This window comes from Streptomyces sp. NPDC048111, assembly GCF_043202815.1.
Classification (GTDB): domain Bacteria; phylum Actinomycetota; class Actinomycetes; order Streptomycetales; family Streptomycetaceae; genus Streptomyces.
On the sequence record NZ_JBIDBD010000001.1, the window covers coordinates 595188 to 611705 of the forward strand.

A 16518-nucleotide genomic window follows, 5' to 3' on the forward strand; every position below is an offset into this window, starting at 1 on the left:
GCCTCAGTGGGTTCGGCACACACTTCGGCCCCCCGGCACTGGGTGCCGGGGGGCCGAAATTCCGTAGCGGGGACAGGATTTGAACCTGCGACCTCTGGGTTATGAGCCCAGCGAGCTACCGAGCTGCTCCACCCCGCGTCGATGACTCCACCCTACGGCACAGGAAGCGCGGCTTTGACCACGCCCGCCCCGGCGGACCCATGGGGGCGCACACCACCACCCACACCCTCACGCTGTGTGATCGTTCGACGCGCGAGCGGTGAGTGTGCGTGTCACCGTGAAGGAGTTCCATCCCCCCACTTTCAGGAGTGAGTCTCCATGGGCAAGGCCGAAAAGTTCCGGAACAAGGCGCAGCAGGCTGCCGAGCAGGCGAAGACGCGGGCCGCGGAGGCCAGTGAGCCGATGTCCGGGCGTTCCGACGAGTCCGACATGCGTCGGCAGGAGCAGGAGCGTACCGAGCAGGCGATGCGCGACGCCGGGACCGACCGCTTCTGACGCACGGCGCGGTCCGCCGCTGACGCGGCGCCGTCCGGCACGGCCGAGGGCCGGGGCGCCCACCCGTCACGGGGTGCGCGTCCCGGCCCCGGTGTATGTACGCCCCGGCGGCGCTGCCGGCCAAGCGCCCGGCTCAGCCCGCTCCCTCCGCACCCGTCGGCACCTCGCGGCTGCGTGTCCAGGCCAGCAGGTCCTCGGCCGGCCAGGTCGTGATGACGCGCTCCGGTGGCACGCCGCACTCCTCGGCCCGCGAGCAGCCGTAGATCTGCCAGTCCAGCTGGCCGGGGGCATGGGCGTCGGTGTCGATGGCGAACAGGACACCCGCTTCGACCGCCCGGGTCAGGAGCCGGCGCGGCGGATCGAGCCGTTCGGGACGGCTGTTGATCTCCACCGCGGTGCCGGACTCGGCGCACGCCGCGAAGACGGCGTCCGCGTCGAACACCGACTCGGGCCGGCCGCGCCCGGTGACCAGGCGCCCCGTGCAGTGGCCGAGGACGTCCGCCAGTGGGTTGCTGACGGCGGCCACCATGCGCCGGGTCATCGCGGCGGCGTCCATGCGCAGCTTGGAGTGCACCGAGACGACCACCACGTCGAGCCGGTCGAGCAGTTCCTCGTCCTGGTCGAGGGATCCGTCGTCGAGGATGTCGCACTCGATGCCGGTGAGCAGCCTGAACGGGGCCCAGCGTTCGTTGAGCCGGGCCACCACGTCGAGTTGCTCGCGCAGCCGCTCGGCGCTCAGGCCGCGGGCGACGGTGAGCCGGGGCGAGTGGTCGGTGAGTACGGCCCACTCGTGGCCCAGTTCGGCCGCGGTGCTGCCCATGTCGTCGATGGTGCTGCCCCCGTCCGACCAGTCGGAGTGCAGATGGCAGTCGCCCCGGATCGCCGCGCGCAGCGCTTCGCCGCCCACCGCGAGCGGGGCCGCGGCCTCCAGCTCCGATTCGAGACGTTGCAGATAGCCCGGCACCTGGTCGTCCAGGGCCTCGCGCACCACCTGGGCGGTCTTCGGGCCGATGCCCTTGACCGCTTCGAGGCGGCCGTCCACCGCGGCACGGGCCGCGAGCTCGTCCGGGGGCATCTCCTTGACCACCGCGGCCGCGGTGCGGAACGCCTGGACGCGGTAGGTGGCGCCCCGGCCGCGTTCGAGCAGGAACGCGATGCGCCTCAGGGCCGCTACCGGATCCATGGACACCTCCTGCTCGTGCGTACGCCGGGTTCCGCCCTCCCAGCTTCCCCCAGGCCCGTCCCGCTCGCAGTCCCGCGCGACGCGAGGGGTGGGTGCTCACCACATGGCCGGGCCGCCCGTCGGGGGATCGACGGGCGGCCCGGTGTCTCAGCGCGGTGCCGTGATCAGCACTCGCGCAGGCCGGGAGCCGGGTCCTGGCCGGTCTTGACGCTGACGGCCGGGACGTTGCCCCAGGCGCCGTTGTCGAGCTGCGTCCAGTACCAGATGTCGTTGCCGCCCTGGTGCGGGTCGCCGTGGCCCCAGCACACGAACCAGTTGAACCCGGTGGTCAGCGTGCCGCGCGTGGCCGAGCGGTAGGAGCGGTCGGCGTAGCCCTTCGCACCCACGGCGTTGCCGCAGTACAGCCTGCCGTCCGAGCGGACTCCGCACTCGGCGGCGGGCTTGGCCGCCTGGGCGGGCGCGGCGACGGCGGCGGGCAGGCCGGTCGCGGTGAGGCCCGCGGTGAGTGCGGTGGCGGACAGGAACAGGGCGATCTTCTTGCGTGCGTTCATGACGAACTCCTCGTGAGGTGGTCGTGGGGAGGGGTGGTCCGGATGGCCTCAGGGGCAGGTGGGGACGCCGTCGAGCCAGGCCGGTCCCTGGATGTAGATGTTGGTGATCCATGCCTGGTAGTCGGGCAGGTAGGACCAGGCGTCGTTGCGGTAGCCCTCGGCCTCGACGACCTGCGCGTGCTTCTGGCAGCCGACCTTCACGCGGGTGGGCCCGGCGAACTTGTTCACCCGGGCGCTGGTCGTCGAGGGCTCGGTGTGGGTCCACACGTCGGTGCCCCAGGTGGAGAAGGTGCCGTTCGGCGCCGGGCTCCCGCCGATGCGTACGGCGCCGTTGTAGTCGCCGCCGAGCCGTACGTCGCTCACCATCACATGGGTGCCGGACTGACGGGCCTCGACCATCTTGCCCGCGCCGAGGTAGACGGCGATGTGGTGGATGGAGTTGGCGCCGCCCCAGGCCAGCAGGTCGCCGGGCAGCAGCGGTCCGGTGCCCTGCCCCGCGCCGAAGCGGGCGGTGACGCGGGAGGAGTGGTACTGGCTGTTGGCGGTGCCGGCCAGGATGTCCTGTCCGGTGGCCTGGGCGTAGGCGTAGCGGACCAGGCCCGAGCAGTCGAAGCCGCGCCGCTCGGGGTCGTGGTTGCTCGCGGGGTCGGTGGGGTCCACCTGGCCGTAGGTGGCTCCGGGTTGCGGGCCGTGGCCGCCGCCCCAGCTGTACCAGACGCCGAGCTGCGAACAGGCGGCCCGGACCGCCGCCTCCGCGGTGGCCGAGGCGCCGGGGGCGAGTACGTCGCAGCCGCCGGCCGCGACGGTGCGGGTGACGCTGGCCGTCAACTGGGGGGCGGCGGCGGACAGTTGTGCGGTCGGCACGATGGCGCAGGCCGCCATGATGCCCGCGGCGACGACGGTGCGCGGCGCTCGGGCAAGGGTGTGGTGCATGTGTGTGTTCCCCGTTTCGTGGTACGTGCGCCGGGCCGCTGCCCGGCGGGCGGCGCCTCGCTCCGCCGGGAGCGGGACCTGGTGCCGCGGTGGGTTCGAGACTGTGGCGTGCGGTGGGGTGTTGTCGAGGACCCGGGCGTCTCCTGTGCCGTCGGGAAACGGGAAACACCTGGGAAACACCGGGACTTCGCAGGTCAGCGGGGAGCGGGGCACAGCGGCCGGTAGGGCAGGTCGGGCAGCAGGCGGTTCCATCGGCCCGGGCCCGTGTCGCCGAGGAGGCGGCACACCTCGGCCTGCTGGCGCGGCACGTCGGTGTTCCAGAGCCGGACGGTGCCGTCGTTGCTGCTGCTCGCCAGCGTGCCGGGCAGCCGGGGGTCGAAGGTGACGCCCCAGACGGCTCCGGTGTGACCGCTGAGGGCGGCGATCTGGTCGGCGGTCGCCGGGTTCCACAGGCGCACGCTCTGGTCGCTCCCGCTGCTCGCTAGGGTGCGGCCGTCGGGGCTGAAGGCGACCGCGCGCACCGACCCGCTGTGACCCGCGAGGGTGCGCGCCACAGTCGGGTGCGCCGTGTCCCACAGGCGTACGGTCCCGTCGTTGCCCCCGCTGGCCAGGGTGCGGCCGTCGGGCGCGAAGGCCACCGAGCGCACCGAGCCGGTGTGGCCCCGCAGGACCGTGCGCGCGGTGTGGCCGGGGTCGCGCACGGTCCACAGACGGACCGTCAGGTCGTCGCTGCCGGTGGCCAGGGTGCGGCCGTCGGGGCTGAAGGCCACGGTGTTGACGAAGTCGTCGTGGCCGCGCAGGCGGGCGTACGGGCGCCGGGTCGCGACGTCCCAGAGGGTGGCGGTGCGGTCGGCCGATGCGGAGGCGAGCAGGCGTCCGTCGGGTGAGAAGGCGACCGCGAACACCGAACCCTCGTGGCCGCTCAGGGTCGCCTCCAGACGTCCCGTCGCCGTGCTCCAGAGCCTGACGGTGCGGTCGGCGCCGGCCGAGGCGATGAGACGGCCGTCGGGCGAGAAGGCGACCGCGAACACCGAGCCGTCGTGGCCGGTCAGGGTGGCTCGCAGCCGGTGGCGGGGAAGGTCCCACAGCCGCACCGTGCGGTCCGCCTGCGCCGAGGCGAGCAGGGAGCCGTCCGGTGCGTAGGCGGACTGCCACGCCTCGGTGAACGGCCGGGCGGTGAGCGCGGAGCGGCCCGGGTCCCACAGGACCACCGACTGGTCGAACCCGCCGGTGGCCAGCCGTTCGTCGGGCCCTGCGGCCACGGCGAGGACGTAGTCGGTGTGCCCGGACAGGGTGGCGACGACACGGTGGTTGACCGCGTCCCACAGTTTGACGGTGCCGTCGCCGCTCGCACTGATGACGGTGTCGCCGGCCCGGGTGAAGGCGACGGCGTTGACGTCGTCGCTGTGCCCGGTGAGGATGCCGCGCACGCTGCCGTCGGGCAGGTTCCACAGGCGCACGGTGCGGTCGGCGCCGCCGGACGCGAGGGTGTGGCCGTCGGGGCCGAACGCCACTCCGAGCACCTGGTCGCTGTGCCCGGTCAGGACCATCGGGGGCCGCTCCCCCGTCACGTCCCACACCCGCACGGTGCGATCGGCGGACGCGGAGGCCACGGTGTGCCCGTCGGGGGCGAAGGCGACCGCCATCACCGCGTCCTGGTGGCCGGGCAGCACCGTGCGCGCGGTGGCGTCGGGCACGTTCCACAGGCGGACGGTGCGGTCGGCGCCGCCGGACACCAGGGTGCGGCCGTCCGGGCTGAACGCCACGGAGCGGACCGGTCCTTGGTGCCCGGGCAGGGTCGCGGTCATGCGGTGGGTGGCGGTGTCCCAGAGCCGCACGGTGCCGTCCGCGCCCGCGGTCGCGAGGCGGCGGCCGTCGGCGGAGTAGGCGAGGGAGGTCACCGCCCCGGTGTGGCCGGTGAGTGTGGCGGTGCCCCGGTGGCTCGCGGTGTCCCAGAGCCGCACGGTGGCGTCCGAGCCGGCCGAGGCCAGGGTCTTGCCGTCCGGGCTGAAGGCCACCGCGTTGACGGGCCCCGTGTGTCCGCGCAGCCGGCCGTCGAAGTACTGGGCCTGGGTGCTGAGCAGGGCCCCGCGTGCCTGCGGGGTGTGATCGGTGCGGTAGGCGTCCGCGGCCAGCAGCATGGAGGCCTCCGGCTGCCCGGCGGCGAGCGCCCCCGACCGCACCGCGAGCGCCTGCGACTGGGCGGTGCGGCTCTGTTCCAAGGCCCGCCGGCTCTGCTGGAGCGCGAGGGCGCCGGCCGTCACCGCGAGCGCGAGGAGCCCGGCGAGGGTGACGAGCAGACCGCGTCGGATGCGCAGCTGGCGCCGGGCCACCCGCACCCCGCGCCCCTCCTCGGCCGCGCACGCGGCAATGAACTCCCTTTCCTGCGGCCCCAGTTGCTCGCGATCCTGGATGTGCCGGGTGCGTTCGCGGACGGCGGCGAGCCGGCTTCCGCGGTAGAGCAGGCTCGGGTCGCGGCCCGCGCGGACCCACTGGGTCGCGGCGTCGAAGACCTCCTGGCGCAGGACGAGTCCGGCCCGGTCGGCGTCGATCCAGCCGCGCAGCCGGGGCCAGGCGTGCAGCAGCGCCTCATGGGTGATCCCCACCGCATCGCGGCCCGCGGTGACCAGACGGGCCCGCACGAAGGCGTCGAGCGCGCGGGCGCCGGCCTCGGGCTCCGTCAACTGCCGTACGAGCAGCTCCCGTTCGACGGGCCTGCGGGTCTGCGTGGTGTCGTCCACCACTTGTACGAGCCGTACGAGGAGTTGGTGCGCGGCCCGCTGTTCGGCGGTGTCGAGCCGGGCGTACACGGATTCGGCGGTGCGGGCGACGGCGCCGTGGATCCCGCCGGTCGTCTCGTACCCGGCCACCGTCAGGGTGCGGCTGGTGCGCTGCTGCCAGGTGACGAGCAGGGCGTGGGCGAGCAGCGGGAGGGAGCCCGCGGAGGCCGCCGTGTCGGTGCCGAGGTCCCTCAACAGCAGTTCCACCAGGCCGGGTTCGAGACTCAGGCCCGCCCTTTCGGCCGGCCCCGTGACGGCCTGGCGCAGTTGGGTGGTGGACATCGGGCCGAGCGCGAACAGACCGTGGGTGAAGACCTCCACGAGATGCGGGTGGTCGAGGCAGCGTCCGCAGAAGTCGGCGCGCAGGCCCACCACGACGGCGGCGCGCGCGGTCGTGCCGTCGGCGGCGCACGCCGTGGCCAGGGCGTGCAGGACGGTGACGAGGTCGCGGCGTTCGCGGTCGCTGTCGCAGAGGGTGAAGACCTCCTCGAACTGGTCGACCACCAGGACGAGTCCGCCGTCGCCGTCGCGCCCCGCCGCGGCGTCCAGAAGGAGGCCGGGCCGCTCGGCGAGCGCCTCGGGGGTGATCTCCGCGGCCGCCGCGCCGAGCGTGTCGGCGGCGCAGCGCAGGAGTTCCTTGAGCGGGTGGGCGGTCGGTGTGCACACCACGACGGGCCACCGGTCGGAACCGGCCTGGGGCAGGGCGCCCCGGCGCAGCGCGGGCAGCAGACCGGCCTGCAGGAGCGAGGACTTGCCCGCGCCGGAGGGGGCGACCACGGCGAGGGGGCCCCGGCCCATGCGTTCGGCGAGCCGGCCGGTCAGTTCGGCCGTCGCGCTCTCGCGTCCGTAGAACCACTCGGCGTCCTGCGGGCCGTAGGCGGCAAGACCCCGGTAGGGGCACGGGGTGCTTTCGGCGGGGCCGCCCTGCGCGGTGCGGGCGGCGGGGACGGGCGCCGGCCGGTCCAGCAGACGCACCAGGGCGCCGCCCGCCTCCAGCGCCTCGTCGCACCGGCGGGCGACGTCGGGGGTCGGCGGCTTGCTGCCGTTCTCGATCTTGCTGAGGTATCCCTTGCTGTAGTGGATCGAGCGGGCGAGTCCGGTCAGGGACACCTTGCGCAGGGCTCGCAGACGGCGCAGCTCGGCTGCGAACCCGTCGGCCGTTTCGTCGTCCGTTGGCACGGTGCCTACCTTTCCGTGGCGGACGCGGCGTACGCCTGAAAAGGACGAACTTCGTCCGGTTCCGGTCGGCAACAGACGGACGGGACCGGTTCGTTCAGCCGCCCGGCACGCGGCCGATGCGTTCCCGTCGAGAAGGTGCCGCGGCGGGGCAACCTTTTCGCACCGATGCGCATCTGGGCCGGTACAGGGGTGGTTCGGACGCCTTTTGGCCACCTCAAAGGTCACCGATTGTTAAATCTGCGTTCCGCGGGGACACAAACCCGATCTTCCCTCTTTACATGTTCACGCCAGGCATAGCAGGGTTCCGGCCGGGACCACATGGTCCCCACGGTGCACAACAGCACCGTGTGTACGGGTGGTTGTTGAGCCGACCATCCCCGCACCTAAGGAACCCCCCACCGTGCGTACACCCCACATACGCAGCCTGGCGATAGCCCTGGCCGTCACCACGGCCGTCACCATCAGCGCGGGAGGCGGGGCCACGGCCTTCGCCGCACCCGCCGCCCAGGGGGCCACCGCCCCCGCCGCGAGCACCGGATTCCAGCCGGTCATCGACGCGGCCCGCACCGCCGCCGTCGCCCACGCATCCGCCACGGGCGTCGGCAAGGACGACACGCTTCAGGCCACCGACGTCCTGGTCGACCCGGACGGCAAGCAGCACGTCCGCTTCGTCCGTTCGCACCGCGGACTCCCGGTCCTCGGCGGCGACCTCGTCGTCCACCTCGACAAGAGATCCGCCTACACCGGAGTGACCCGCGCCCTGCGCACCCAGGTCGCCGTGCCGACGACCAGCGCCAAGGTCACGGCCGCACAGGCCCAGGCGAAGGCAGCCACCGCCGCCAAGGGCACCGCGGGAGCCGCCCGGCTCGTCGTGGACGCCCGCGCCGGCCACACCGCGCTCGCCTACCAGATCCAGGTGAGCGCCAGCGCCACCGCCGAGTCCGGCGCCCGCACCGTGGTCGTCGACGCGGCGAGCGGCGCCGTCCTCAGCAACACGCCGACCGGTGACTCCTTCATCTCCCCCACCGTGCAGGAAAAGCTCCGCAAGAGCGGACAGAAGGTCAGCCCGGCGCTCGGGACCGCCGCGGCGGCGCCGTTCGCCTCGGCCAGGGCGTCCGGCTTCCCGGCGGCGGCGAACGGCACCGGCTCGTCCCTGTTCGTCGGCAACGTGCCGCTGACCACGACACAGACGGCCAAGAGCGCGTTCACGCTCAAGGACCCGAGCCGCGGCCAGACCGAGACCCGCGACGCCGGCAACCGGCAGCTGCAGCAGTTCTCCGCCGGCAAGGCGTTCACCAGCACCAACAACCTCTGGGGCAACGGCCGGGCGAGCAACCGCACCACCGCCGCCGTCGACGCGCAGTACGGCATCACCAGCACCCTGGACTTCTACAAGAAGACCCTGGGCCGCAACGGCATCAAGAACGACGGGGCCGGCGCCCACGCACTCGTCCACTTCGGCAACGGCGTCGGCAACGCCTTCTGGGACTCCGACTGCGGCTGCATGCTCTACGGCGACGGCGACGGCCAGACCTTCGCCCAGCCGCTGGTCGTCCTGGACGTCACCGGACACGAGCTCACCCACGGCGTGGTGGACGCGACGGCGAACCTCCAGCCGACCCGGGTCGACGCCGACGACAACCAGTTCGGTGAGCCCGGCTCGCTCAACGAGTCGCTGGCCGACATCTTCGGCAGCAACGTCGAGTTCGCCACCAACAACCCGAACAACCCGCCCAACTACCTGATGGGCGAGAAGCTCGGGCTGCAGCAGAAGTTCCTGCGGCGCCTTGACAAGCCGTCCCTCGACAAGCTCGAAGGCACCGTCGACTACTGGTCGCAGGCGTCCTACGACACCGAGGTCCACGCCGGTTCGGGTGTGTCCTCGCACGCCTACTACCTGCTGGCCGAGGGCAGCGGCAAGAAGACCATCAACGGCGTCGCCTACGACTCGCCGACCTACGACGGCTCGACGGTCAGCGGCATCGGCCGGGACAAGGCGACGGCGATCTTCTACCGGGCGCTCACCCGGTACATGGTCTCCACGACCGACTTCCACGACGCCCGCACCGCCACGCTGAGCGCCGCCGCCGACCTGTACGGCGCGAGCAGCACCGAGTACAAGACGGTGGACAAGGCCTGGGCCGCCGTCAACGTGACCGCGGCCAACACCCCGGCCGCCCGCGGCTGATCCGACGGAGCGCTGCCGCCCCGCGTCCCGTGGGGCGGCAGCGCCATGTCCGGGCCGCTACGGCACCAGGGTGTCGAGCGGGCTCATCACCACGTCGCTGGTGGGACGGGACAGGTGCAGCGCGGTGTGGAAGTACCCGGCCGTCTCCTTGCCCCGGGGGTCGAGACCCGCGGCGCTCACCGCCTCGACGGCGAAGCCCCGTTCGCCGTCGTCCGTGAAACGGCGCTGGGCGAAGGTCGGCGCGGCCCGCTCGGTGGCGAGTCCGAAGGCGGCGAGGCAGCCGGCGAGTTCGTCGTACGGGGTGGTGCGCAGGACGAAGGCGGCGACCCACACCGGCCCGTGCGCCGCGGCCAGCAGGGGCCGCAGGGTGCGGGGTGACAGGAAGCCGGCGCCACCCGTCAGGGTGATGAGCCGGACGTCCCGCACCGCGCGGCGCAGCGCCGGGCTCGGCGGGTCCACCTCCAGGTTCTCGGCGTACCCGTCCGCGAGCAGCCCGACGGCCCGCCCGTAGGCGACGGCGCGGGAGGCGATGTCGAGCCCCACCACCGGCACCTGCCCGGTCCGGCGCCGCGACAGGTAGAACTCGCGGTCCCAGTCCATGAGTTGCCGGGTACTCATCGCACGAGCCACAGGCGAGGTGTAGCGCTCGTACAACTCCTCCAGGGTCACCTCGTGGTTGAGCAGGGCCGCGTTGATGCCGTACGAGCAGCACAGGTCGAGCACGGTCGGGTGCGCGGCCCCGGGGCCCGTGCCGAGGGCCGTCGTCAGGCGCCGGAAGATCGGCTGGGCGTGGCCCGGGGTGCGGTATTCGAGGGGTCCGAGCGCCTGGAAGTAGGCGCGGGGATCCGGCTGGTCGTAGACCTCGTCGAACGGCGTCATGCCCGGCGCGGCGGCGGTGGCCCGCACGTCCACCGCGCCCCGCGCGCCCGGCCTGGTTCCCTTGGCGTCCGTCATCGTGCACCCTCCCGCTCGCTGAGTCGCCGGCCCCCGCCCGAGCATGGGGACGGCGACGGCGGTTGGGAACACGGCCCGTTCGATTCAGGCCACGGTCAACTCCCTTGCATACAGGGTTGGTTGGCGCCCAGGGCGAGGCGGGGCGAGCGGGGGGCCCGCAGGCTCGGGCGTCAGTAACGCGGGGGCAGCGCCGGGGCGAGGTCCTGGGCACGCGGCAGGACGGTGGACGGGGCGGCGGAGGCACCCGCCCGGTCCTGCGGCCCCGTCCCGCACAGGGCCTTGAGGGTGAACGCGCCGATCGCGGCGTCGATCGGACTCGGCTCCAAGGTGCCGTCGTCGCGCAGCTTCTGATACTTCATCAGGTTGAAGCCGAGGGCCGCCTGCCGTCCGCCGTCGGGGCTGGAAAGCACCGACGTACCGGCTCCGAACACCGCGCCGTCGTGGCCCCAGAACCGTCCGCAGGGCAGGTCGACCGCGTAGATGCCGAGGCCGTAGCGCATCGCCACCCGGCCGTCCGCGTCGAGCACCGGCACCGTCGTCTGCATCTCGTGGAGCTGTGCGGCGGGCAGGAGTTGGCCGCGGAGCAGCGCGCGGTAGAAGTCCTCCAGGTCGGAGGTGGTGGACACCAGCGCTCCCGCCGTCCCGGCCCAGGACATGTCGTAGACGCTGTAGTCGCGCGGCGGGTCGATGAGCCCGTAGAACGACTCGTACATCCTGGGGTGCGGTCCGGCGATGTACGGCGAGCGCGGGAAGTAGGTGTGGCGCAGCCGGGCCTTCTCGATGACGTGGTGGGTGATGTAGTCCTCCGCGTCCTCACCCGTCACCTTCCGGAGCAGCATTCCGGCGATGACGTAGTTGGTGTTGGAGTACGACCACTTCTCGCCGGGCTTTCCGGTGGGTGCGGCCTGGAGGCCGAGGCGGGCGAGTTCGGCGGGCCGGAAGTGACGGAAGCGGTTGTCGTCCAGGCTCTTGGTCGACAGCTGCTGCAAGGACGGGAACGCACCCAGGACGTAGTCGCCGATGCCACTGGTGTGATTGAGCAGCATGCGTACCGTGATGGCCCGGCCGCGTTCGCCGGGCACCGTGGCGGGCAGGTAGCGGGCGATCGGGGCGTCCAGGTCGATGCGGCCCGCGGCCACCTGCTGGAGCACGGCGACCGAGGTGAAGGCCTTGGTCACGCTGCCCACGCGGTGCTGCATCCCGGGCCGCATGGGGCGCCCGGTACCGGTGTCGGCGACACCGGTGGCGCCGACCCACACCTGCCCCCCGTCCCGCACCGAAGCGCCCGCGCCGTACATCCCCGCCGCGTGGACCGCATCCAGCGAGGCGGCGAGCGCTGTGCGGTCCAGGGGGTGCTGGGAGGTGGTGGTCGGCGCCGGTGCGGCGTGGGGCGGGGCGGCCTGGGCCGGGGCGGCGGTCGCCAGCAGGCAGGCGGCGAGTACGGCGGCGGCACCGGCGAGGCGTGCGCGGCGGCGGGGTGGGTGGGCGGGGTGGGCTGAGCGGGCTGAGCGGGCCGGGCGGGCCGGGCGGGGTAAGAACATGAGAGTCCTTTGGGTGCGGGTGCGGGTGCGGGTGCGGTTGGTGGGTGGGGTCTGGGGTTGGCCGGCCGGGGGGTGGGGCTGGTTGGTGAGTGGATCGGCACCCACTCTCGCAAGGGGTCCGGTGGGGGAGATCCTCCCGTGGTGCGCCGCAGGGACGAGCCACTATCGGCCATGTCCCGCACGGGGGTGTGGCGGCTACGGCCGGGCCGCAAGGTTCGGCGCGGCGGGCGCTGAACCTCCTCGATGGGCTCGGCCGGGTTTGCGCAGTTCCCCGCGCCCCTGGGGGTGCTGGGGGTGCCCGGAGTTTTGCGGAGTTCCCCGCGCCCCTCAACCCGTGGTCATGTGCGGACCGTGCTTGCTTCTCGCGCAGTTCCCCGCGCCCCCGAACTCGCTATCGGCCTCGCACCGTGCGTGGCTGGTCGCGCAGTTCCTCGCGCCCCTGGCGGGACTGGTGCTGGCCCGCACCAGGACACCTCAGCCCGTCCGGCGTTTGAGGACGAGCGCCGTTCAGGCGCGAAAGGGGGGGCCGGGGGCGCAGCCCCCGAGAGGGGTGCAGGGGGCGCAGCCCCCGCCGGGGTTCGAGGGGCGGAGCCCCTCAGGGGGTCTGGGGCGCAGCCCCAGGGCCTGGCATCCTCCAACCCCCGTCACGGGCGGGCGGGTGGGCAAGCCCCCTGGGGGTGTAGGGGCGGAGCCCCTCAGGGGGTCTGGGGCGCAGCCTCAGGGCTCAGCCAATCCACCCGGTTGCACGGGCGGGTGGGTGGGCGAACCCCCCGGGGCCTGGGGCGGAGCCCCAGGGAGCCGGGCCTATCCGACCCCCCGGACGGGCGGGTGGGTGGGCAAACCCCCCGGGGCCGGGGGCGCAGCCCCCAGGGCCTCGGCGGGCCGGGCCCCAGCGCGCCCGCAGCACCCCCTTCGACGCCCGCTGCGCATGCGACAGGGCAACAGCGATGGCAGTGTCGAAACGCCGGCCCCACCCGGCATCCGCTGCCGGGCCCCCACCCGGCACCCGCGCCGGGCGCCCCGGCACGGAACGAGAAAGAAGAGGAGCCACCCGTGCGCCACCGCATCGTTGCCGAGAAACTCCCCGACGGCGACACCCTCAAGGAATGGCACATGGTCCGCGGCGACGAGCAACACGCCATGTGCGGACACGAGTTGGAGGCGAACGCCGAGGAGCAGCCCGACGGCGCCTGGGGAACGGACACCGCCCACCCCTTCTGTCACACCTGCGGCGCGCTGTACTTGCGCGAAACCCCGTAACCGGGACTCGCGCGCAACCGCCTACCCGGTCGAGCGGAGGGGGCGGGCGGCCACCCGTCCCTCCGCTCGACCCGCCCCAACTCACCCCGCACGCGGCACGGTTGAGGCAGAGCATCACCTCCCCCGCCCGGAACCCCCGCCCAGACCCCCTGCTCGTCGCCTCCGTATCGTGGAGTCCCGCCGCCGAGAAGGGACATCGCATGACCGACCCCACCCGCGCACCCGAGATCCGTACGACTTCCGGAACCGTCCGCGGACGCATGGCGGACGGCATGGCCGTCTTCCGCGGCATCCCGTTCGCCCAGCCGCCGGTCGGCCCCCTGCACCTGGCACCGCCCGCGCCCGCCCTGCCGTGGGACGGCGTCCGCGAGGCGGTCGCGTTCGGGCCCACCCCACCGCAGTCCCTGGCCCTGGGCTTCGGCTCCGGGCCCGAGAACCTGAGTGACGACGACGCGTGGCTGACGGTGAACGTGTGGTCCCCCGACCCGGGCCCCGCCGCCCGGCTGCCGGTCCTGGTGTGGATCTACGGCGGCGCCTATGTGGTCGGCTCGGCCGACGAACCCACCTACGACGGCACCGCACTGGCCCGCCGGGGCGCGGTGGTGGTGACCTTCAACCACCGGGTGGGGGCCGAGGGGTACGGCCACTTCGCGGGGGCGGTGCCCAACCGGGCGCTGCTCGACCAGGTGGCCGCGCTGGAGTGGGTGCGCGACAACATCACGCGGTTCGGCGGCGACCCGGGCCGGGTCACCGTGTTCGGCGAGTCGGCGGGCGCCGGCGCCGTCGCGGCGCTGCTCGCCATGCCCAGGGCGGCCGGCCTCTTCCACCGGGCCGTGGCCCAGAGCGTGCCGGGCACCGTGTTCAGCCCGGAGCTGGCCGCCGACGTCGGCACCCGGGTGGCGGCGGAACTGGGTCTGCCGGCCACCTTGGACGCCCTGGCCCCGGTGGCACCCAGGACGCTGCGGGACGCGGCGGACGCCGTGCTCGAAGGCATTACGGGCCACGCGGCGCGCTGGGGCCTGATCGCCCACGCCCATCTGCCGTTCTCACCGGTGGTCGACGGCGAGGTGCTGCCCCTTTCTCCGTGGGAGGCGCTGCGCGCGGGCGTCGGCTCGGACGTCGAGCTGATCGCGGGGCACACCCGGGACGAGGCGCGGCTGTTCACCGTGATGGCGGGCCGCGCGGGAAAGGTCACCCAGGAGGAGGCCGACACCACACTGGCCAGGTTCGCGCCGGGGAGCGAGGGTGCGGCCGGCTACCGCGCGGGCCATCCGGACGCCGACCCGACCACCCTTCAGACCCTGGTCATGTCGGACTGGCTGTTCCGGATGCCGAGCCAGCACCTGGCAGAGGCCCACGCGCTGGGCGGCGGCACCACGTACGCCTACGAACTGGCCTGGGAGGCACCCGCGTTCGGCGGAGCGCTCGGCGCCTGCCACGGTCTCGACGTGCCCCTCGTCTTCGGGACGCTGCGCGGCGGGATGGCCACCATGGTGCTCGGCGAGGAGCCGTCGGAGGAGGCCTGGGCCGTCTCGGAGGCGATGGGCCGCGCCTGGACCGCGTTCGCCGCGCACGGCGACCCCGGCTGGGCGCCCTACCGGCCCGGCGAACGGCTGACCCACGTGTTCGCCGACCAGCCGCGTACCGTGCCCTACCCGCAGGAGGTCTCGCGCCGGATCTGGGCCCACCACGGCTTCGCCCCCCTGGAGTTGACGCCGGGGTCGACTCCCCTGCCTACCTCCTGAGACCCGTCACGAACGGTGGGCGCGCCGCGCCCTGCGGGTCCGACGACGGGCGCGTGCTTGCGGGGAGTATGTCCGGTGAACGCCGGGTACTCGCGTCCGGCAGGTGCGTTTCGGCTCGCGGCGGCAGGAGGCAGTTCATGAGCGGTGCGGTGCAGGGCCCCGGTACGGGGCCGCGGACCATCACGACCTCCGTACCGGCCAGACTGGACCGGCTGCCCTGGTCGCGCTGGCACTGGATGATCGTGATCGGCCTCGGCACCGTATGGATCCTGGACGGTCTGGAAGTCACCGTCGTGGGCAACATCGCGAGCCGGCTCTCGGAGGACGGCAGCGGGCTCGCCATCACCGACGCCCAGGTCACCGGCCTGGGCGCCGCGCTGTATGTGGCCGGCGCCTGCGCGGGGGCGCTGTTCTTCGGCTGGCTGACCGACCGGTTCGGACGCAAGAAGCTGTTCCTGGTGACCCTCGCGGTGTATCTCGCGGCCACCGCCATGACCGCGCTGTCCTTCTCGGCCTGGTGGTTCTTCCTGTTCCGCTTCCTCACCGGCTTCGGCATCGGCGGCGAGTACGCGGCCATCAACTCGGCCATCGACGAGCTGATCCCGAGCAAGTACCGCGGCCGGGTGGACCTCATCATCAATGGCAGCTACTGGCTCGGTGCGATGGGCGGGGCACTGCTGTCGGTGCTCGCCCTGAACACCGACATCCTGCCCAAGGACATCGGCTGGCGCCTGACCTTCGCGCTCGGTGTGGTGCTCGGCCTGGTGATCCTGCTGGTGCGCCGCCATGTGCCGGAGAGCCCGCGCTGGATGTTCATCCACGGCAAGGAGGAGGGCGCGGAACAGCTCCTCGACGACGTCGAGCACGAGGTGGAGGAGGAGACCGGCAAGCGCCTGCCGGAGCCGGGCAGCTCGATCACCATCGAGCAGCGCGAGAGCGTGGGCTTCTTCGAGATCGCCCGGACGCTCTTCGGTTCGTACCCCAAGCGGGCGGTGCTCGGGTTCTCGCTCTTCATCGGTCAGGCGTTCCTGTACAACGCGATCACCTTCGGGTTCAGCTCGATCCTGGTGAAGTTCTTCGACGTCTCCAGCGGAACCACCGGCTACTTCTTCGCCGTGATCGCCTTCGGCAACTTCCTGGGGCCCCTGTTCCTCGGCAAGCTCTTCGACACCGTGGGCCGGCGCAAGATGATCGCCGGCACCTATGTGCTGTCGGGACTCCTGCTCTTCGTGACCGCGTGGCTCTTCGCCCAGAACTGGCTCAACGCCACCACGATGACGGCATGTTGGTGTGTGGTGCTGTTCTTCGCGTCGGCGGGGGCCAGTTCCGCCTACCTGACCGTCAGCGAGATCTTCCCGATGGAGACCCGGGCGATGGCCATCGCCTTCTTCTACGCCATCGGCACGGCGGCGGGCGGCATCTCCGGCCCCCTGGTCTTCTCGGCGCTGACCTCCAGCGGGGTGGTGGGCGACGCGGTCCTCGCGTTCAGCATCGGCGCGGCCCTGATGACCGCGGCCGGAGTGGTGGCCGCCTTCCTGGCGGTCGACGCCGAGGGCAAGTCCCTGGAGGACATCGCCGCTCCCCTGTCGGCGAAGCTCGCCGCCGCGGGTGAGGGCACGACGCCGCCGGGGGCTCCGGCGGCCTGAGCAAGGAACGGCCGGTCGGCGCCCGCGGGCGCCGGCCCGGTCCGAGCGGCGGGAGCCGACCCG

Annotated in this window: 11 protein-coding genes and 1 tRNA gene; 5 read left to right on the forward strand and 7 right to left on the reverse strand. The window is 73.2% G+C overall.

The window, feature by feature from the left end:
• Window positions 1-64 precede the first annotated feature (64 nt).
• Window positions 65-138 (reverse strand) — tRNA-Met (locus tag ACGF3I_RS02715).
• Between the two features lie 180 nt (window positions 139-318).
• On the opposite strand from ACGF3I_RS02715, the gene ACGF3I_RS02720 reads away from it, so the two are divergent.
• Window positions 319-495 (forward strand): hypothetical protein, encoded by a 177-nt coding sequence (locus ACGF3I_RS02720; RefSeq protein ID WP_393128682.1) that lies wholly within the window; start codon window positions 319-321, stop codon window positions 493-495.
• A 133-nt stretch (window positions 496-628) separates the two neighbouring features.
• On the opposite strand, the gene ACGF3I_RS02725 is transcribed toward ACGF3I_RS02720, so the two are convergent.
• The 4 genes from ACGF3I_RS02725 to ACGF3I_RS02740 form a co-directional block, all read right to left on the reverse strand.
• Window positions 629-1678, reverse strand: a complete 1050-nt coding sequence (locus ACGF3I_RS02725; protein WP_393128683.1) for a PHP domain-containing protein — start codon at window positions 1676-1678, stop codon at window positions 629-631.
• 164 nt (window positions 1679-1842) lie between these two features.
• Entirely contained in the window at window positions 1843-2229 is a 387-nt protein-coding gene (locus tag ACGF3I_RS02730) for a hypothetical protein (RefSeq protein ID WP_393128684.1), read from the reverse strand.
• A 48-nt stretch (window positions 2230-2277) separates the two neighbouring features.
• On the reverse strand, window positions 2278-3162 hold the full coding sequence (locus ACGF3I_RS02735) for a C40 family peptidase (RefSeq protein WP_393128685.1): 885 nt from the start codon (window positions 3160-3162) through the stop codon (window positions 2278-2280).
• 194 nt (window positions 3163-3356) lie between these two features.
• A complete protein-coding gene (locus ACGF3I_RS02740) occupies window positions 3357-7121 on the reverse strand; it encodes a helix-turn-helix domain-containing protein (protein WP_393128686.1) in 3765 nt (1254 codons plus the stop codon).
• 400 nt (window positions 7122-7521) lie between these two features.
• On the opposite strand from ACGF3I_RS02740, the gene ACGF3I_RS02745 reads away from it, so the two are divergent.
• The gene (locus tag ACGF3I_RS02745) at window positions 7522-9309 is read left to right on the forward strand and encodes a M4 family metallopeptidase (protein WP_393128687.1); all 1788 of its coding nucleotides are present in this window, start codon (window positions 7522-7524) and stop codon (window positions 9307-9309) included.
• Between the two features lie 57 nt (window positions 9310-9366).
• Here the strand turns inward: ACGF3I_RS02745 and ACGF3I_RS02750 are convergent, their stop codons facing one another.
• Together ACGF3I_RS02750 and ACGF3I_RS02755 are read right to left on the reverse strand one after the other, a co-directional pair.
• A complete protein-coding gene (locus ACGF3I_RS02750; RefSeq protein ID WP_393128688.1) occupies window positions 9367-10263 on the reverse strand; it encodes a hypothetical protein in 897 nt (298 codons plus the stop codon).
• Window positions 10264-10433: 170 nt separating this feature from the next.
• Entirely contained in the window at window positions 10434-11804 is a 1371-nt protein-coding gene (locus tag ACGF3I_RS02755) for a serine hydrolase domain-containing protein (RefSeq protein ID WP_393128689.1), read from the reverse strand.
• A gap of 1053 nt (window positions 11805-12857) precedes the next feature.
• On the opposite strand from ACGF3I_RS02755, the gene ACGF3I_RS02760 reads away from it, so the two are divergent.
• The 3 genes from ACGF3I_RS02760 (at window position 12858) to ACGF3I_RS02770 (ending at window position 16455) form a co-directional block, all read left to right on the forward strand.
• The gene (locus ACGF3I_RS02760; protein WP_393128690.1) at window positions 12858-13064 is read left to right on the forward strand and encodes a hypothetical protein; all 207 of its coding nucleotides are present in this window, start codon (window positions 12858-12860) and stop codon (window positions 13062-13064) included.
• 200 nt (window positions 13065-13264) lie between these two features.
• A complete protein-coding gene (locus ACGF3I_RS02765; protein WP_393128691.1) occupies window positions 13265-14809 on the forward strand; it encodes a carboxylesterase/lipase family protein in 1545 nt (514 codons plus the stop codon).
• Window positions 14810-14946: 137 nt separating this feature from the next.
• Entirely contained in the window at window positions 14947-16455 is a 1509-nt protein-coding gene (locus ACGF3I_RS02770) for an MFS transporter (RefSeq protein WP_393128692.1), read from the forward strand.
• The last annotated feature ends 63 nt before the right edge of the window (window positions 16456-16518 follow it).